Origin of the sequence: Psychrobacter sp. JCM 18900 (genome assembly GCF_904846625.1) — a bacterium.
GTDB lineage: Bacteria > Pseudomonadota > Gammaproteobacteria > Pseudomonadales > Moraxellaceae > Psychrobacter.
This window is the reverse complement of sequence record NZ_CAJHBL010000003.1, coordinates 202,238-222,686: the sequence shown is the minus strand read 5'-3', so window position 1 is coordinate 222,686 and position 20,449 is coordinate 202,238. Positions and strand designations below refer to the sequence as shown.

The following is a 20,449-nucleotide window of genomic DNA, read 5'->3' as shown; positions in this document are numbered from 1 at the left end:
AATAGGGTGATTATACTCTTAAATAATTATCTAATTGTGCATTGTAGCTGACTCAGAGCTTGATTTTTAGCTAAAGTCCTAGGAAATTCCGAGTCTAAAAGCTTCTTTTATATGAACACCATTTTCACTCCCATATAAATAACTAAAGAGTGATTTACTAATAAACAATTTTTACTTATAACCATTTGGGTTCATACTTTGCCAACGCCATGTATCTTGACACATATCAGCAATCGATAATTTAGCTTGCCACCCTAATAACGTTTTTGCTTTATCGGCACTGGCATAGCAACTGGCGATATCACCTGCTCGATGACCTGTAAACTGATAAGGAATGCTCTGACCAGATATTTCAGAAAATGCAGATACCAACTCTAAAACAGACGTACCTTTGCCAGTGCCTAAGTTGATAGGTAAAAAACCTACTGATTTTGTCATATCTGAAGAGTTTCTTGAACTGGTTCGCTGCTCTAAGTAATTAAGCGCTGATACATGACCCTGAACCAAGTCAGTGACATGAATAAAGTCACGGACACCTGTTCCATCGACAGTAGGATAATCATTACCAAAGATACTGAGCTTATCAAGTTTGCCGACGGCAACTTGAGAAATATAAGGCATCAAATTATTAGGAATGTCATTAGGGTCTTCGCCAATCTGCCCGGATGAGTGTGCTCCTACTGGATTAAAGTATCTGAGAGTAATCAGGTTCCAGCTGTCATCAGACACAGCTAGGTCTTCCAAGATATGTTCAACTGCAAGCTTGCTCTGACCATAAGGATTGGTACAAGAACGCTTCGAGCTCTCATCGATGGGTAAGGATTCAGGATCACCATAGACAGTGGCAGATGATGAAAAAACTAAATTTTTAATATTATATTCTGCCATAACTTCTAATAAGTTTATGGTACCGCTGACATTATTATTATAATACAGTAATGGCTTTGCTACTGACTCCCCAACTGCTTTTAATCCAGCAAAATGAATCACCCCAAAGAATTCGTGCGAAGCAAAGACTTCTCTCAGTAAATCAGGATCTCGTATATCCCCTTCGATAAAATCAACTGTCTGTCCAATGAGAGTAGAGACACGGTTAATCGCTTCACGGCTACTATTAGATAAGTTATCGTATACAACAATATCATAGCCTGCTTCGTGTAGTGCTATACAAGTATGCGAACCGATATATCCAGCACCGCCAGTAACTAATATTTGATTTTTCATAATACTTTCAAGCATAAAAAAAAGACACCCCATTGTAGGGGTGTCTTATCAGTAATTCAATAGAGTTTTGGTAGTTAGCGGGCTTTTGCCTATTTTACCAACCAGTAACTTCTTTTAGCTTGTCGCCAAGCTTAGATGGGTCACGTGTGTACGCGATCCCAGCATCTTCAAACGCTTTGAATTTCTCTTCAGCAGTACCTTGACCACCAGAAATGATAGCGCCAGCATGACCCATACGCTTACCTTCTGGAGCAGTAACACCAGCAATATAACCAACAACTGGTTTAGTTACATGGTCTTTGATATAAGCAGCAGCTTCTTCTTCAGCAGTACCACCGATCTCACCGATTAGGATGATAGCTTCAGTCTGTGGATCAGCTTCAAATAGCTTCAATGCGTCAATCTGGTTCATACCAGGGATAGGATCACCGCCGATACCGATACAAGTTGACTGACCAAAACCAAGCTTAGTCGTCTGAGCTACGGCTTCATAAGTCAAAGTACCAGAGCGTGAGATGATACCCACTTTACCTGGCTGATGGATATGGCCTGGCATGATACCGATTTTGCACTGACCTGGAGTGATAACGCCTGGGCAGTTAGGACCAACCAAACGTACGTCGCCAGCTTCTTCAAGATAGCGTTTTGCTTTTAGCATATCGATAGTCGGTACGCCTTCAGTGATCACAACGATCAACTTAACGCCAGCATCGATTGCTTCAACGATAGAATCTAGTACAAATGGCGCTGGTACGTAGATAACAGAAGCGTCAGCTTGAGTCGCTTCCATGGCTTCCGCCATAGTGTTAAATACTGGTAGGCCTAGGTGCGTTTGACCGCCTTTACCTGGCGTTACACCACCAACTACTTTTGTACCGTATTCGATGGCTTGTTCAGAATGGAACGTACCATTTTTACCAGTAAAACCTTGTACCAATACTTTGGTATCTTTATCGATTAATACACTCATTATATTTTCCTTGTATTCGGTTGTCTTGTAACAGTGGATTTTATAGCTATTATTATCAAATTTTGATAACCAATCTTTGTTATAAAAACCACTATTACGATTTGACTACTATGCTTAAGCGTCTATCTCTAAACACTTATGTTTAAAGACTTACGCTTTAACAGCATCGACAATTTTTTGAGCCGCGTCAGATAAACCTTGAGCTGAAATCAATTTCAGACCAGACTCTTCTAGGATTTGTGCGCCTAGCTCAGCGTTGTTACCTTCTAAACGAACAACAACTGGTACTTGTACGTCAACTTCTTTAATAGCAGCGATAATCGCTTCTGCAATCATGTCACAACGTACGATACCGCCGAAGATGTTGATTAGAACGCCTTCAACACTGCTGTCTTCTAGGATAATTTTGAACGCTTCAACAACGCGATCTTTAGTTGCGCCGCCGCCAACGTCCAAGAAGTTAGCAGGCTTGCCGCCATACAATTTGATGATGTCCATGGTCGCCATTGCAAGACCAGCACCGTTAACCATACAACCGATGTTACCTTCTAGAGCAACATAGTTTAGGTCAAATTCAGCAGCTTTAAGCTCACGCTCGTTTTCTTGAGTCTTGTCTTGTAGCGCTGCGATTTTTGGCAGACGATACAGTGCGTTTGAATCGATACCGATTTTGCCATCAACACAAACGATTTCGCCATTTTCACGAACAGCTAATGGGTTAATTTCCATTAGAGCAAAGTCGTTTTCAACAAATGCTTTATAAGCGCCAGTCATCAATTTAACGAACTGGTTGATTTGCTTGCCTTCTAGACCAAGTTTGAACGCAACGTCGCGCGCTTGGAAAGGCATTAAACCTACTAAAGGATCAACATTTACTTTGAAGATTTTTTCTGGAGTGCTGTGTGCTACTTCTTCGATATCTACACCACCTTCGGTAGATGCCATGAAAGTTACACGACGAGTTGCACGATCAACGACTGCGCCAAGATATAGCTCAGTTTGTACTGGATACATATCTTCTGCAACCAATACAAAGTTTACTGGCTGACCATCAGCATCAGTTTGGAACGTTACTAGGTTAGTACCGATCAGCTCTTCAGCAACTTGTTTAGCTTCTTCACGAGTTTTAACTAGCTTTACGCCACCAGCTTTACCGCGACCACCAGCATGTACTTGCGCTTTAATTACCGCAATATCAGTTGGGGTTTTATCAAAAGCTGCAGCAGCTTCTTCGCCGTTATGAGCGATGATGCCTTCTTGAATTGGCAAACCGTAGCTTTTTAATAGCTCTTTTGCTTGATACTCATGTAAATTCATTGATTGTATCCTTTATTTTTTACAATTAATAAAAAGTGAAATCAAGTGCGTACATATACATATTAATCATACGTCTGACGCACTCATGATTGTGGTATCACCAAAATAGCGATACCCCAATCAGGTTGTAAATCGATAATAACTAAACGAGCAACTACTTATTTCTTACGTTTTTTGCGCTGGATAGCGTGAATAGCACGACCATCTGCAGATAGAGCAGCTTCATGTACTGCTTCTGAAATAGTTGGATGAGCAAATGTCATCAACTGCAAGTCTTCAATGCTAGAAACAAATTCCATCGCGATCATACCTTGATGGACGATATCACCAGCACCAGCAGAGATAGCATGCATACCTAACAAGCGATCTGTTTTTGCATCAGCAACTACTTTCACAGAACCTTGCGCTTCACTTTGCGCTAATGCACGACCGTTGGCAGCTAAGTTGAAAGAACCTGTTTTAACTTCATAGCCAGCTTCTTCAGCTTCTTGCTCAGTCAAACCTACCCATGCGATTTCTGGGTGAGTATAAATGACATTGATGATAGTGTCATAGTTAACTTGAGGTTTTTCGCCATGAATACGTTCAACAGCCATCATGCCCTCTTCCATAGCTTTATGCGCAAGCATAGGACCACGGACCAAATCACCGATAGCATAAACGCCATCAAGGTTGGTTTTGCACTGGTCATTAACATCGATAAGGCCACGTTCAGTCAACGTGATACCGCTATCATCGCCAAGTAGCTTTTCAGAATATGCACGGCGGCCAACACAAACGATTAGCTTATCAAAGCTTTCTTCAGAAGACTCGCCTTTGCTTTCGCTAGTGACGACAACTTGGTCACCTTGTACTTCAGCATTGGTTACTTTGGTATCAACACGGATATCAAGACCTTGCTTCTTCAGCATTTTGCCAGCTTCTTTTGAGATGTCTTTGTCAGCAGCAGCTAAGAAACTAGGAAGTGCTTCATATACCACTACTTCTGCACCTAGACGACGCCATACTGAACCAAGCTCAAGACCGATAACACCAGCACCAATAACGCCTAGACGCTTAGGTACTTCAGTGAAATCAAGTGCGCCAGTTGAATCAACAATGCGGTCGCCGTCAGTTTTGGCAACAGGAATCTCGATAGGCACAGAACCTGCCGCAAGAATAACATTCTTAGCAGTGATCGTCGTTTCGCTTTCGTCTTCTAGAGCAGTAAATTTGACTTTCTTGTCAGCGCCTTTACCGTCAACTAAAGTACCCCAGCCTTGTAGCCAGTCAACACCATTGCCTTTTAGCAACGCGGCAACACCACCAGTCAACTGCTTAACAATACCTTCTTTACGCTCTATCATTTTTTCGATATTGATAGCAACGTCACCAGTACTGATACCGTGCTCGTCAAGGTCATGCTTAGTAGCTTCGTAACGATGTGAGCTGTCAAGTAGGGCTTTTGATGGGATACAACCAACGTTTAAGCAAGTACCGCCAAGTGCTGGCTCGCCTTTATAAACGCGCTTTTCGATACAAGCAACACTCATACCGAGCTGGCCTGCACGAATAGCTGCTTCGTAACCACCAGGACCGCCGCCGATGACGACTAAATCATAATTGTCTTTCATAGTACGTTCCTATTTTTAATTGTATGTGTCATTTAAACTGGTTGTTATCTTGCTGATAGATCAGCGTTATTTACATTGAATAGTTAATACACTATGTCAGTGAGATAGACTCACTCATCGATAATCGATAACAAGTCACCATTATTAAATTCATTTAAATACAGTTATCAGCGCATTAAGTAATCGCTGATTAATAAAAATCATTATCTATACCAAAGTTAAAAAGCTTGTATCAGCGGTTGCCAATACAAGCTTAAAAGCTTACAGGTCTAGTAGTAGCATTGCAGGGTCTTCGACCAATTCTTTGATAGTTACCAAGAACTGTACTGCTTCTTTACCATCAATCATACGATGGTCATAAGACAGTGCTAGGTACATCATTGGTAAGATTTCAACTTTGCCGTCAACAGCCATTGGGCGGTCATTGATAGCGTGCATACCTAGGATAGCAGTTTGTGGTGGGTTCAAGATAGGTGTTGACATCAATGAACCAAATACACCACCGTTAGAGATAGTGAAAGTACCGCCAGTCATGTCTTCTAAACCAAGCTTACCTTGCTGTGCTTTACCGCCAAACTCACGGATTGTGCTTTCAACGTCAGCCATGCTCATGCGATCAGTATCACGTAGTACTGGAACAACCAAGCCACGATCTGAAGATACTGCTACACCGATATCATAAAAGCCATGATAAACAATGTCATCGCCATCTAGTGAAGCGTTTACTGCTGGGAAGCGTTTTAGCGCTTCTGTCGCTGCTTTTACGAATAACGACATAAAGCCTAAACGTACGCCATGACGCTTTTCGAACTTCTCTTTGTACTTAGCGCGCATGTCCATTAATGGCTTCATGTTCACTTCGTTAAACGTCGTCAACATCGCTGTATCTTGTGATGCTGATAGTAGACGCTCAGCAACACGCTTACGAAGACGAGTCATTGGAACACGTTTTTCAGTACGCTCACCCATTGATTCAGCAACAGGACGGCCACTGTCAGACTTGATACTGCTGTCTGATTTCAATGTTGGGTTAGCCATATCAGTTTTGGTTACACGACCACCGCGGCCACTACCTTCAACTTCTTTAGGATCTACGCCTGACTCTTTTGCTGCTTTACGAACTGCTGGGCTTTGATCTTTATGATCAGCTTCGCCTTTCTTATCTGTTGCTTGAACAGGCTCGCCACCATCAGCAGCTTGCTTTGCTTGAACTGGCGCAGCTGGTTGGTCTGGATCTACTGCTGGCGCTTCTTCTGCGCTAGCACCAGCACTTGCACCGGCTTCAAACTGAGCGATAAGCTCATCAGACAATACAGTATCGTCAACTTGCTTTACGATTTTGGTCAATACACCATCATCAGGTGCCACAACTTCTAATACAACTTTATCAGTTTCAATTTCAGCCAATAGGTCATCACGATTAACTTGTTGACCTTCAGTGACATGCCACTCAACGATTGTGCCATCGGCAACCGATTCTGGAAAAACGGGGGCTTTGATGTCAGCCATCGATATACTCCTTAGATTTGGATATTCATACTTATTATTAAGTCGTGATAGGCAGTCAGTAGTTTTCTAATAACTTTGCTTATATTTTATTAAAAAACACTGACTGTCATCGCCTGATTCATTTATCTTCTATAATCTTTTGATTAGACAAGGTGTTACTGAGCTAACTCATCAACACTTATGCCAAGGCCACCAGCAATGAGTGCTTGCTGTTGTTGAGCGTGTAGTTTTGGTGATCCTGTTGCAGGGGCTGCACTAGGAGGACGCGCTACTGGCTCCATGACTTTTGCTTTGGTTGGATGAGGTACGACAATACGGAACATATGCGGTGCTAAATAGTACCAAGCGCCTTGGTTCAATGGCTCTTCTTGCGTCCATACGATTTCAGTTAGGTTGCTGTATTTTTCGATTTCAGCGATTAAGCGAGTCTCTGGTAATGGATACAATTGCTCAATACGAACGATAGCCACATGATCAAGACCTAATGCGCGGCGCTGCTCCAACAAATCATAATAAACCTTACCACCACACAGAACCATACGGGTCACTTTATCTGCGTTGTGATCGTCCATCTCTGACAATACCGTCTCAAACTTACCATTCGCAAGCTCTTCTAAATTAGAAGTTGCTAGCTTATGACGTAATAAGCTCTTTGGTGACATGACAATCAATGGCTTACGAATAGGACGTACTGCCTGACGACGTAATGCATGATAAATTTGCGCAGGAGTCGTTGGCGTAATAACCTGCATATTGTCTTCAGCACATAGCTGTAAGAAACGTTCTAAACGTGCAGATGAATGCTCAGGGCCTTGACCTTCAAAGCCATGTGGTAACAACATTGTCAAACCACAAACACGCTGCCATTTGGTCTCACCGCTTGAGATGAACTGGTCAATCACAACTTGAGCACCGTTAACGAAATCACCAAACTGTGCTTCCCAAACGATCAATGCGTTCGGTACGGTGGTCGCGTAACCATATTCAAAGGCTAGTACCGCTTCTTCTGATAACAATGAGTTGTAAGTAGCAAAGCGTGCTTGGTTCTCACTTAAATGAGACAACGGTACATACATGCTACCATCATTGACATTGTATATTTCGCTATGACGATGTGAGAAAGTACCACGGCCAACATCTTCACCAGTAATACGTACTAATACGCCGTCGTTATCGACCAATGATGCATAAGCCAATGTCTCAGCTGCACCCCAGTTAAGAGGCTCTTCGCCAGTTTGCATCGCTAGACGCTGCTCAACGACTTTTTGAACCTGACGTTGTAACTTGTAGCCCTCTGGCATTTCGGCCATACGGCGTCCATAACCTTTGAGCTTTTCGATATCAACACTGGTATCCCAGTCATCAACCAAGTCATGACCTAGATAAGGTTTCCAATCTACGAACAACTGCTCGTTAGGCTCTTGAACCAATGAGCTAACAACATAATCACCACGGTCTAACGACTCACGATAATCATCTTCGTACTGTTTCTCTTCTTCGGCATTCAAGATACCTTCTGCGATAAGTTTTTGCGCATAAAGAGTACGAGTAGTCGGAAGCTTCTTAATAACAGCATACATCAATGGCTGAGTTGCAGATGGCTCATCTGCCTCGTTATGGCCATTACGACGATAGCAGAACAAATCAATGATGATATCTTTGTCAAACTTATGACGATAATCTAATGCTAACTGAGCAGCAAATACGACTGCTTCAGGATCATCACCGTTTACATGTAGGATAGGAGCATGAACCATCTTAGCAACATCAGTACAATATTCAGTTGAACGAACATCTTCTTGACGACTAGTAGTAAAGCCAACTTGGTTATTGATCACGATATGCACAGTACCGCCAGTGGTATAAGCACGGGTTTGTGACATTTGGAAGGTTTCTTGAACCACACCTTGACCAGCAAAAGCGGCATCACCATGAATCACGATAGGTAATACTGAATTACCACCAGTATTGTCTAGTAGTGGCTGATCGTTACGGCGTACTTGACGGGCACGTACTGAGCCTTGTAGTACTGGCGCGACAATTTCAAGATGCGATGGGTTAAATGCTAAAGCCAAATGCGCTTCGCCACCTGGTGTCATCACATTAGATGAAAAACCATTGTGGTATTTAACGTCACCTGAGCCTTTTTCTGGCTGCACTTTACCATCAAACTCGTCAAACAAGTCTGCAGGGTTTTTACCTAAGATGTTGACTAATAGGTTCAAGCGGCCACGGTGAGCCATGCCAATAACCATTTCTTTGGTGCCATAACCACCAGCACGTTGAATGATTTCATTGATAGCAGGAATGAAGCTCTCGCCCCCTTCCAAACCGAAACGCTTAACACCCGTATATTTACGAGCAAGGTATTTTTCTAGACCTTCAGCAGCGGTTAAGCGCTCAAGAATAGATAAACGTTTTTCTTTGTCGAATTTGATATAGCCTAGATTGGTCTCTAGATATTCTTCCATCCAGCGTTTTTCGGTACTGGTGGTAACATGCATATACTCGACACCGATATGGCCACAGTAAACACGTTCCATGATTTCGATGATTTCGCGCAATGTAGCTTCATCTTTACCAATAACTAAATCATTGGTCGGGAATACGGTATCGAGATCAGCTTCTGACAAATTATGATAAGCAAGCGTCAAGTCTTCTACTTCTGCACGTGGATGCAAATCTAAAGGATCAAGCTTGGCACGGCGATGACCACGACGACGATATGCTGAGATTAGTTGCTGTACGCCCATCTGCTTAGGATCACAGTTGGCAGAGCTGCTAGAGCCGGTATCAGTACTGCTACTCTTATTTGCCGTTTGATTACGAGCAAGTAGTAAGAACTGATCTTTGATAGCGTTGTGCTGAGCATCGTTCTGCGACTTATACTGTTCAAAGTACGTTTGCCAGTCAGTATCAACACTATCAGGGTCTGTTAGGTATTGCTCGTAGAGAGCTTCTATATAGTTGGCGTTATCGGCAGCCAGTTCGGTATGTACTTGGCCAGATTTTTCTTTGGTTATACTATTCATAATAATCGTCTATTTGATAGATAAATGAATGGAATCGTGCTTATTATTGTGTCAGTCGTTGTATGCTCAGGTAGTTAGACAATGTGTCATATCCTGTTAAATACTATTCGATAAAACACTTTTATCCCTAAGTATTGCCATCACCATAGAATATTGCTGTCATTGTCTACAAGAGCAAGTGATGCTAAATAGTGGTAACAAGTCTTATTGCAATACCCGTCTAAAAATAAAACTATTTGTGAACGCTCAGTTTTCTTATCTAGCTCGTTTCACAACATTAATTTATATATACTTCTTTGAGTCATAACCAATCCATTAATGATAAGCTATTAATAGATAATTATATTTTCAGCTAACCTATAAACTGGTTATTGATGCTGAATTACCCTAAATTTGCTGATAAATCCTGCCTTTTCAGACAGACATACATTGCTGTATAGATTATCATGCCCATTTTTTGCGACATAGTTTGTTTGTTCAATACTAGGTATTTATGTAATGAATATCTATCATCAATTATAAACGCATAATCATTGTGCGCATAGTATTTTAGCCTGATAATGTCATAATCTGCTCAAACGGTACATATTAAGCGTTAAAAAAGACGCTTTGATCATCTCATCAAATACCAAATACAATTATACCAAAATTCGACTATGTCTATATTCGATTATATAGGGTGATTGTCTATATATTATTTCTTCTTACATACGACCAACGTATTGACCATACAGTTTTACTCTTAAATCGTTTGATACCTATTTTTCAATAGACCGAATTTATCCTATTCTTTAGATAACAAGTTAACTATAAAAAGTAGTAAACCTATATATCAGCTTTTTAACTAACAAAAACACCACCTAATGAATAGGTGGTGTTTTTCGTATAGTAACTATAAAGATCAATTATTTATGCTTAACCAGCTTGGTCAATCAACATATTACGTAGATGACCGATCGCTTTGGTTGGATTCAATCCTTTTGGACAAACTGATACACAGTTCATGATACCGCGGCAACGGAACAAGCTAAACGGATCGTCTAAGCGAGCTAAACGTGCTTGAGTATCACCGTCACGGCTATCAGCAACGAAGCGATAAGCATGTAATAACGCTGATGGTCCTAGGAACTTATCAGGGTTCCACCAGAAAGATGGGCAGCTGGTTGAACAGCAAGCACATAGAATACATTCGTATAGACCGTTCAGTTTTTCACGCTGTTCAGGTGACTGTAAACGCTCAGTTGGCGGTGCTGGCTGATCATTAATTAAGTATGGATGTACTTTTTCATACTGCTCATAGAACTGGTTCATATCAACAACCAAATCACGAACCACTGGCAAACCAGGTAGCGGACGAACCGTTACTTTTTCTGGTAGCGTGTTCATGTTGATTAAACATGCCAAACCGTTCTTACCATTGATGTTCATGCCGTCAGAGCCACAAATACCTTCGCGGCAAGAGCGACGGAAAGTAAGCGTTTCATCTTCTTTCTTTAGGCGTAATAGTACGTCAAGCAACATACGATCTGAATCAAGTAGCTCAATCGTATAAGTTTGCATGCGTGGCGCTGCGTCCAGATCAGGATCGTAGCGATAGATTTCGATGGTGCGAGTACCTCGGCTCATAATGCTAAACTCCACACGTAGGTGATGGCGGGCATACAAAGATTGCAACATATTTGCGCTAACTATTAATCAGTATTGATAACCAATATCGAATACCAATTAATAGTGTAGTAGCGCTGGCATGAGCATGTAGCTGGCGGTCACCTTTTTAATAAATTAATAAGGGATAAAACGTTAACACTGCTGTTATCTATCAACTATATTTAAAGTATGCAGTCTAGAATTAGTAGACGCGAACTTTTGGTTCGATATAATCAACAGTTAATGGCACTTTACGTACTGGCTTATAAATGATGCGATTGCCTTCAGAGTACCACAAAGTATGCTTCATCCAGTCGTGGTCATTACGGCCGTTAGGTGCGTAATCATCATCTTCTGGACGATCATAATCAGATACACTGTGCGCGCCGCGGCTTTCATGACGCTTCGCTGCAGATATCATTGTCGCTTTTGCTACTTCATACAAGTTAGCAACTTCGAATGCTTCAATACGTGCTGTGTTGAACACTTGTGATTTATCGCCAAGATGAATCTTGTCGATTTTTTCACCTAGCGCTAAAATCTTCTCAACGCCTTCGTCCATCATCGCTTGCGTACGGAATACACTAGCGTGTTTTTGCATCGTAGCACGAATCTCATCAGCCACGTCTTGCGCATTGTAGCCTTCAGTAGACTGTTGCAACTTGTCTAAACGCTTCACTGTAAAGTCAAGTACGCGTGGATCAAGTGGCTTATAGTTATGATCTGCATGATGGAACTCATCAACGATATGCTTACCAGCTGCACGGCCAAATACCAATAGATCTAGTAGAGAGTTCGTACCTAGACGGTTAGCACCATGTACACTTACACAAGCACATTCACCGATTGCATAAAGACCTTTAACCACATTGCCTTTAGCATATAGGCCGTCTTCATCAGTACCTGCTTCTAGATCCGGTACAATCACTTGACCATGAATAGTGGTCGGAATACCGCCCATCATGTAGTGAATGGTCGGGATTACTGGAATTGGCTCTTTAGTGATGTCAACGTTAGCGAAGTTCTTACCAATCTCAAATACTGATGGTAGACGCTTCATGATGGTTTCAACCCCTAAATGCGTCATATCCATTACGATATGATCAGCATTAGGACCACAACCACGGCCTTCTTTGATTTCTTGGTCCATTGAGCGCGATACGAGATCACGTGGTGCCAAGTCTTTCACGGTTGGTGCATAACGCTCCATGAACGCTTCACCATCTTTATTACGCAAGATAGCACCTTCACCACGGCAACCTTCAGTCAATAGTACACCTGCACCATGAACACCTGTTGGGTGGAATTGCCAGAACTCCATGTCTTGTAATGGAATACCAGCACGTACTGCCATGCCAATACCGTCACCAGTATTGATATAAGCATTGGTAGAAGCTGCGAAGATACGGCCAGCACCACCTGTCGCTAGGACAGTAATTGGTGACTGGAATACTGCAATCGTACCAGTCTCTTGCTCAAGCGCGACGACACCGTTGATGTTACCAGCTTCGTCTTTGATCAAATCAAGGGCGATCCACTCGATAAAGAACTCAGTGCCCTGCTCTAGGTTTTTCTGATATAGCGTATGTAGTAGTGCATGACCTGTACGGTCAGCAGCGGCACAAGCACGTTGTACTGCTTTTTCGCCATAGTTAGACGTATGACCACCGAACGGACGCTGATAGATCGTACCATCTTCGTTACGGTCAAACGGCATGCCCATGTGCTCAAGCTCATAGACTACTTTTGGCGCTTCACGGCACATATATTCGATAGCGTCTTGGTCACCTAACCAATCTGATCCTTTAACGGTATCATAGAAGTGAAAGTGCCAGTTGTCATTACTCATGTTGCCCAAACTTGCACCGATACCACCCTGAGCGGCAACCGTGTGCGAACGCGTTGGGAATACTTTGGTAAGGACAGCAACCTTCATGCCTGCTTCCGCTAAATGCAATGAAGCACGCATACCTGAGCCGCCGCCACCAACGATAACTGCATCGTAGTTTAGGGTCTTGATATTACTAATGGTATTGTCTTGTCTAGTTGCCATTACGGTTTTCCTAATGCCTGTTAATGCGTAAAAGTAAATCAAAGACTTTTTGAGACATCTCTATTACAGCTATAAAGGCTTACTATTTGGCCATTTCATACACTTATAAAATAAAGAGTCTTGATAGTCGTTGACCACTTAATTTGCATATCTATCGTTATACTGAACTAAGCCTACTCAACTATAATCAAATTAGCTGATCAGTAATGCTAGTCCAATGCTATGACTATTCTTGGCTATCAACGGATGACTCTAGAATACTGTGCCAACTAATGTATCAGTTGGATGCACCCGTCGTTATATATAGATATCAGAGCTTTTTATGAGATGGTTAAACGGCAGCGATACCGAAACCGTTACCCCAAAAAATCATGATGCCCCAAAATAGAAATACTAAAATAGCGATAATCATCAATGACTGTAGTACTAAACGTAAACCTGCTGCGCTTGAGCCCAGTTTGCCTGTTGTAATATAGTCAGTAAATACTGTCCACATCCCAACCCAAGCATGTCCAGCTAGTGCAAGTACTGCAACCAAGCTGAATAAACGCATCGGTAGGCTGGTCATAAATGATGACCATTCAACAAAAGTGACATCGCCATGGGTCAAAAAGAAGCCCAGCAACACCACACTATAAACAGCTAAAACAACAGCACTAATACGCTGAATAATCCAATCACGTGAGCCTGAACCTGTCAGACCAGTAGCACTTTTGATTCCTGAATCATTTTTTATCATTAGAACATCACCCATACAAATGACGCGACAACTAAAATCGCTGCAATCACAAAACTGACCATAGAGGCAGTGCGGCCAGATTTTAGCTCTTCATTCATGCCCATATCAGCAAATAAATGTTTGATACCCATTACAAAATGATATGCAATGGCGGCAACAAATATCCATGCTAAAAAGCGCACAAGTACATTGTCAAATACGGTCGCAAAACTCTCAGGCGATGCCAATGAGTTCTGTAGTATCCATAACATGACAGGAATCAATAAAAATAAAATAATGCCAGAGATACGATGCAAGATAGAGGCGATCGCGATCGGTGAGCGATTAACGCTAATCACTTGGCTTAAAGGCAGATCAATAGGTCGGTTGCTTTTCACAGCGGGCATCCTTTTGCGGTTATACTCCTGTATCTGCTATCAACGCCTGACATAAATAGTGTCAATTGAGCATCGAGCAACACACGAGACGAATAAAGTAAGGAAGAGCTAGCTGACTTCGTTTAGTTTGCGCTAAATATGAAGAAAGGATCATGTATATAAAGGTATTGATAGACTGTTTAATGTCGCTTGTCGAATCGACAGGCCTATCAAACAACCTATCTATTATACAACAAAGAGAATAAACATGAGTAACATCGACTAACCAGTCTATTTTAGAGGTCGTATGAATAGTAAGACAACGTTACTATGTCTTCTATATCAGAGCAGACCTTATATTAGGCACTTGAAATCTTGTGCCAAACAAATAAAAGGATTGGTTAAGAAGAAAGTTCAAACCATAGAATGCGGTTTGGTCTATCGTAACACCAGACAGTCGTAAATAAGCATGAATAGAAGACGCTCTGAACGACACTATAACATGGTCATTTATTAATTCGCGCAAAGCTAGTGCCAGTTAATTCCTACAATTATAAAATGCCTGAGCAATAATTACAAATTTATCCATTCAGTAAGAATATATACATATTTAATCAATAAATGGATGAATAAGGATAATACTGATTTTAACAGTAATTATTATGACAAACTTTAATCCGCTTACTAGGCATAGTCTGCCAGTTTTTGGTGTCATTATTTATGAGTTTTGTCTCTAAAATATATTTACAAACCCAAAATATTGCTTCGATAATGCTGCTATAAACTTGCTCAAAAATAGAGGAATTTTAAGCAAAATAACCTGACAGACATATTTTGATACAAAAATTACAGCGAATAACTACCGCCACACCGCGCCAATTGGACACATGGTCCATAAAAGTTTTTTCAAATCATCAAGAATTGCTGCTAATATACCCTGCGTACTAAATGAGTTGAATGCACTTTTACCGTTCAACCGACAATGACGCGAGGGTATGCGTCTGTAGTAATTTATTCTAACAAGTCAAACCAATGGAGAGCAATTTATGGCTGATACTAATGCCAAACTAACCGTGAATGGTGAAGAATACGAACTTCCTATTATTAAAGGTACTTTAGGGCGCCCAGTTATCGATATTGCTGCTTTACAAGAATCAGGATTTTGGTCTTATGACCCTGGTTTTAAAGTAACTGCTCCTGTTGAATCAAAGATTACTTATATTGATGGTGGCAAAGGCGAGTTATTACACCGCGGCTACCCTATCGACGAGCTAGCGAACAATGCTGAATACCTAGAAGTTGCTTATGCACTTTTACATGGCGACCTACCTACTGCTGAGCAAAAAGAAGAATTTTTTGAAAAAATCCGTGAGCATACTCCTGTTCATGATCAACTGCGTAAGTTCTTTGAAGGCTTCCGCCGTGACGCGCATCCAATGGCTATTATGGTTGGTGTCGTTGGTGCCTTATCAGCGTTCTATCATGAAGACCTAGACGTGAGCAATGAAGAACATCGCGAAATCACAGCTATTCGTTTGATTGCTAAGATGCCTACGCTTGCTGCGATGAGTTATAAATACTCACAAGGCGAACCGTTCATGTATCCGCGTAACGACTTTAACTACGCAGAAAACTTCTTATACATGATGTTTGCAACGCCTGCTGACGTAGACTACGAGAAAAACGACGTTATCACTCGCGCAATGGACAAAATCTTTACCTTGCACGCTGACCATGAGCAAAACGCTTCTACGTCAACAGTACGTTTAGCTGGTTCTACTGGCGCAAACCCTTATGCGTGTATCGCTGCTGGTATCGCAGCCCTATGGGGACCATCACATGGCGGCGCGAACGAAGCTGTTCTTGAGATGCTAGATGAAATCGGTACTGTTGAGAACGTGCCTGAATTTATGGAAAAAGTGAAGAGCCGTGAAGTGAAGCTAATGGGCTTTGGTCACCGTGTTTACAAAAACTTCGATCCACGCGCTCAAGTAATGAAAGAGACCTGTGATGAAGTACTAGAAGCACTAGGTATCAACGATCCTAAGCTTGAATTGGCGATGGCATTAGAGAAAATTGCGTTAGAAGACCCGTTCTTCATCGAGCGTAACTTATATCCAAACGTTGATTTCTACTCTGGTATCATTTTGAAAGCCATTGGTATCCCAACGTCAATGTTTACCGTAATCTTTGCATTGGCTCGTACTTCAGGTTGGATCAGCCATTGGTTAGAAATGCACAGTGCACCGTTCAAAATCGGTCGTCCACGTCAGTTATACACTGGTGAAACGCGCCGTGATTTTGTAAAAGTTGAAGATCGCAAGTAAGCAAAAATAATCGTTACCCAATAAAAAATCCCGCCATCGTGCGGGATTTTTTATTGTCTTAACTCTCGTTATTTGATATTGATTGTTTTATGAGAAATGATTAATTCAATCAGTTCATAAAAATATAGTCAGTTACTGAAACTCTTTTAACGTTTGCTCATATTTGGCAATCTGCTCATCGTATCCTTCGATAGTTTCATTAAACTTAGCCATTAGCGCTTCAAACTCTTGTTGCTGCTTCTGCTTCATTTGCTGCATATCAACCACTTGCTGAGCTTCTATTTGTTCCCATACCTGATGCTGAATAATTAAACGAGCAAGTGCCGGACTTTTTGCACTTACTCTACCAGCAATCTCTGCATGCTCAAATAACTGCGGAACCAAGGTCGCCACATTGATTAATGTATCAGAATCCTCTGCGCTCAGCGGTGTTGTCACCGGTTGATATAAAGCGTCCATGGTCTGCTGATAACGTTCTATAATTTGGTCCTCGGTCAACATAACAGGTTTACGCGGCTCAAGACTGATACGTTTTAAAACCGTTAAATCACGCTCACCAACTTCAGTGCTAGTATTGACGTCAACCTCTGCATCTACATTTGGATTACTGTCTATCGGGGCGATATCGATATTCGATGACACCACTTCTTCAGGACTGGTAGCAGTAGTATTTGCGTTAGGAGCGGTATTATCGGTCGCTACTTCGTTATTACTATCTGTATTTTCACTATTATTAGTATTCAGTAATAAAAGCTCCTCACTGTCTGACGTATCTGCCGCTTGCAATGACTCATACTCTGCTTGCAATCGTCTCTGTAAACTTTGCGCTTGTGCGACATATATCGGCTGAAATTGTTTTATGCGCGCAGCAGCTGAGTCACTTTTTGGCATAGGCTGACTGTCTTCTACATTGGTTTTTTCACTGGTTTGACTGTCATCAGCTACAGGCGATGTGTCAGACTGCTGACAGCCTGTCAAAAACAATACTCCTGACAGTGCGGCTACAAGCAAAGTCGGTGGGTAGCGGGTATCAACATTAGGCTTTACTGACAAAAATTTAAACATGAGAGTATATATCCTTTGGTAAAGCAAAATTATTAAAGGGTAAATTACAATTACGGTTCATTATTTTTTAATTTTTAGCGATACAATTAACTGTTAGATTGTCCAACATAGTTATCCAGTATTTATACAATTGACCTGTATCTCAATTACTATATAGCTCAATCGTTCTATAGCTCGATTATGACTTATCATAACCGAGCTTACTGTTGTTTTTAAAAACTAGATGACTGATGGATCATCAGTATTTTTTGCCTTAATAATAGGCTGCACCGTTAAAAATGGAATACAAGCTTCCCACTCTTGGCAGTTCTGACCACGCTGACGACGTACAAAATAGTCTTGAACCATGCGTGCCTGCTGCTCAATACCATACTTAAAAAATGATTTGCCTGTTTCTAACACGTAGTCGTATTTCCGGTTGATAATCGCTCCGCGTACCACTTTTAAGCCTTGCTGTAACTGCCATACGTGCGTCAGCTCGTGTATGAGCCAGCTTCGTTTGCTCAGTGGAGCTTCGCTAAAATCCTTAATCCAATCGACTGAATTAAAGTAAATATTGCCATTAGGGCTAACTGCATAATGTTTTAGTACCCACCACGCTGTCTTTAACTGCACTTCATCAAGTTTGATGCTGTCACCAAATACTGAATACGCCAACGCTATCTCGCCAGCTGTCAGATAACGTGATTGCTGCTTGCCTCTATTACTACGCAAGTAACGATTGAATAAGCGTTTAAGAGTCGGTTCAGACATCGTTAATGTAATACCTTATATTTGATAAGCTACTTCTAATAGTTAACAATCGCAATTAGCCAACTTTTCTCATCGATACGGTAGAACTGTTAATAGTAGAGCCGTTAATATAGGTAAATAATGAAAACTAAAGTGCGTGGGACACAAGCTATACGCTTAGTTAGCTTTCATTAACATATTTTTGCGTTAGCCTAGCCTGTATGACTTATAACAAGTACCATCCTTATAAACTAGCTTACTTCTACTACTGATGTCTAATACTCATTGCTATTATAAAATTGTTGCGAAAATCATGCCAAACGTATACGAGTGTTAAAATCCAATGAGAATGGTGAAGTTAGCCTATTATGCTGTTATTTAAATTTAACTATAAAGACCTTGCTGTTACTACCTTTGCAGCTAATAAACAGCTTTTTCATTTTCCGATAGAGAGTCTTATGCCACCTAACTTCCATGCTGATACCCCACTTGCTCAGCGTATGCGCCCTACTTCTCTTACTGATATTATTGGTCAAGAGCACTTGCTAGCAGCTGGAGCACCATTACGACGTTTGGTAGAGCAAGGCCACCTGCCATCTATTATCCTGCACGGTGAAGCAGGTATTGGCAAAACGACCATTGCGATGTTGTTAGCCGATGCCGTTAATCGACCTTTTCATGCGCTCTCCGCGTTAAATACTGGTGTCAAACAGTTACGTGAAGTCTTAGATAATAAAGATTCACTGGCATTTGAATCACCTGTAGTCTTCATTGATGAGATTCATCGCTTTAATAAAGCACAGCAAGATGCGCTATTGGGCGCGGTAGAGTCTGGTGACATTACTTTGATTGGTGCCACTACGGAGAACCCGTCATTTAGTGTCAACAACGCTCTACTATCACGTTGCCAAGTTTATCGTTTAGAGCCGTTAACACCTGAGCAGATAAGTACCGTGTTGCAACGAGCCCTCTCAGAAGACAATATACTCAAAAGGTTGACCGTCGATTTACAAGCAAAAGATACCATTAGCCAGCTTGCCCATGGTGATGCTAGAAAAGCGCTAAATTTATTAGAGTTAGCCATTCAAACAGCTGATACCAAGCAGTCGCCAGTGATTATCAATGATGAATTGGTCAGCCGAGTAGCACAGACTGCTTTGGTAAGATATGACAAAGATGGTGAGCAGCATTACGATATTATCTCAGCAATGATAAAGTCAGTCCGTGGCTCAGATCCCGATGCGGCATTGTATTGGATGGCACGTATGCTGGTAGGCGGCGAACCTGCTGATTTTATTGCGCGGCGCTTAGTGATTTTGGCCAGTGAAGATATCGGTAATGCCAATCCTAATGCCTTACTCCTAGCTGATGCAGCATTGCGTAGTGTGCAATCTATTGGTATGCCAGAAGCGCGTATTATTTTAGGTCAAGTTGTGGTGTATCTAGCGACCAGTGCCAAAAGCAATAGCACTTATAAAGCGATCAATGCTGCGATGGCGTTGGCTGAAAAAGATGCCTCACCTGTACCGCTACACTTGCGCAATGGCGTGACCAAACTGATGCGTAGTCAAGGCTATGGTCAAGGTTATGCTTACCCGCACGATTATCCTAACCATTACTATCCTCAAAGCTACTTACCAGATAATTTGGTTGGTACCAGTTTTTACGAGTTTGCAGATAATCAGCGTGAGCAGCGCAGTAAGCAATTTATGGACTGGCTAAAAAGCCAAGCAGCGATCAATGACTAACTGTGATATAGATTAATAAAAATATAACGTACAGATTTATGAGTCAGTTTTAATGTTCATTGATAATATTTATGACTATTTTTGACATACTGAACGATATAGTGGGAAGATGGCGCA

General features: G+C 41.6%; 14 protein-coding genes. 2 read left to right on the top strand and 12 right to left on the bottom strand.

All coding sequences use genetic code 11. The features are described 5' to 3' along the window. Positions 1 to 171: 171 nt before the first annotated feature. From galE to sdhC, 10 genes are all read right to left on the bottom strand, one after another. Positions 172 to 1,224, bottom strand: a complete 1,053-nt coding sequence (gene galE / locus JMX96_RS06535) for a UDP-glucose 4-epimerase GalE (RefSeq protein ID WP_201568171.1) — start codon at positions 1,222 to 1,224, stop codon at positions 172 to 174. 94 nt (positions 1,225 to 1,318) lie between these two features. Then, complete coding sequence (gene sucD / locus JMX96_RS06530) at positions 1,319 to 2,194, bottom strand: succinate--CoA ligase subunit alpha (protein WP_101204626.1); 876 nt, start codon at positions 2,192 to 2,194, stop codon at positions 1,319 to 1,321. Between the two features lie 150 nt (positions 2,195 to 2,344). Continuing rightward, the gene (gene sucC, locus JMX96_RS06525) at positions 2,345 to 3,511 is read right to left on the bottom strand and encodes an ADP-forming succinate--CoA ligase subunit beta (protein ID WP_057757869.1); all 1,167 of its coding nucleotides are present in this window, start codon (positions 3,509 to 3,511) and stop codon (positions 2,345 to 2,347) included. A gap of 158 nt (positions 3,512 to 3,669) precedes the next feature. After that, positions 3,670 to 5,124, bottom strand: a complete 1,455-nt coding sequence (lpdA, locus tag JMX96_RS06520; protein WP_179798602.1) for a dihydrolipoyl dehydrogenase — start codon at positions 5,122 to 5,124, stop codon at positions 3,670 to 3,672. A gap of 261 nt (positions 5,125 to 5,385) precedes the next feature. Continuing rightward, positions 5,386 to 6,633: a 2-oxoglutarate dehydrogenase complex dihydrolipoyllysine-residue succinyltransferase gene (gene odhB / locus JMX96_RS06515; RefSeq protein WP_101204629.1), complete on the bottom strand. Its 1,248-nt coding sequence runs from the start codon at positions 6,631 to 6,633 to the stop codon at positions 5,386 to 5,388. 155 nt (positions 6,634 to 6,788) lie between these two features. Continuing rightward, a complete protein-coding gene (locus JMX96_RS06510; protein ID WP_201568170.1) occupies positions 6,789 to 9,665 on the bottom strand; it encodes a 2-oxoglutarate dehydrogenase E1 component in 2,877 nt (958 codons plus the stop codon). A gap of 915 nt (positions 9,666 to 10,580) precedes the next feature. Further along, positions 10,581 to 11,291, bottom strand: a complete 711-nt coding sequence (locus JMX96_RS06505; protein WP_055123743.1) for a succinate dehydrogenase iron-sulfur subunit — start codon at positions 11,289 to 11,291, stop codon at positions 10,581 to 10,583. A 223-nt stretch (positions 11,292 to 11,514) separates the two neighbouring features. Beyond that, a complete protein-coding gene (sdhA, locus tag JMX96_RS06500; RefSeq protein WP_057757857.1) occupies positions 11,515 to 13,365 on the bottom strand; it encodes a succinate dehydrogenase flavoprotein subunit in 1,851 nt (616 codons plus the stop codon). A gap of 331 nt (positions 13,366 to 13,696) precedes the next feature. Beyond that, positions 13,697 to 14,101, bottom strand: a complete 405-nt coding sequence (gene sdhD / locus JMX96_RS06495; RefSeq protein WP_057762261.1) for a succinate dehydrogenase, hydrophobic membrane anchor protein — start codon at positions 14,099 to 14,101, stop codon at positions 13,697 to 13,699. A 2-nt stretch (positions 14,102 to 14,103) separates the two neighbouring features. After that, complete coding sequence (gene sdhC / locus JMX96_RS06490) at positions 14,104 to 14,490, bottom strand: succinate dehydrogenase, cytochrome b556 subunit (RefSeq protein ID WP_082624524.1); 387 nt, start codon at positions 14,488 to 14,490, stop codon at positions 14,104 to 14,106. 1,016 nt (positions 14,491 to 15,506) lie between these two features. Between sdhC and gltA the strand changes: the two genes are divergently transcribed. Next, positions 15,507 to 16,787 carry a citrate synthase gene (gene gltA, locus JMX96_RS06485; RefSeq protein ID WP_201568169.1) on the top strand — a complete coding sequence of 427 codons (1,281 nt, stop codon included), beginning with the start codon at positions 15,507 to 15,509 and terminating at the stop codon, positions 16,785 to 16,787. A 132-nt stretch (positions 16,788 to 16,919) separates the two neighbouring features. On the opposite strand, the gene JMX96_RS06480 is transcribed toward gltA, so the two are convergent. Both JMX96_RS06480 and JMX96_RS06475 read right to left on the bottom strand, forming a co-directional pair. Beyond that, positions 16,920 to 17,852: a hypothetical protein gene (locus JMX96_RS06480; RefSeq protein WP_201568168.1), complete on the bottom strand. Its 933-nt coding sequence runs from the start codon at positions 17,850 to 17,852 to the stop codon at positions 16,920 to 16,922. Between the two features lie 219 nt (positions 17,853 to 18,071). Next, on the bottom strand, positions 18,072 to 18,605 hold the full coding sequence (locus JMX96_RS06475) for a type IV secretion protein Rhs (protein ID WP_201568167.1): 534 nt from the start codon (positions 18,603 to 18,605) through the stop codon (positions 18,072 to 18,074). 437 nt (positions 18,606 to 19,042) lie between these two features. On the opposite strand from JMX96_RS06475, the gene JMX96_RS06470 reads away from it, so the two are divergent. After that, positions 19,043 to 20,332, top strand: coding sequence for a replication-associated recombination protein A (locus tag JMX96_RS06470; protein WP_201568572.1), 1,290 nt, complete (start codon positions 19,043 to 19,045; stop codon positions 20,330 to 20,332). Positions 20,333 to 20,449 lie beyond the last annotated feature (117 nt).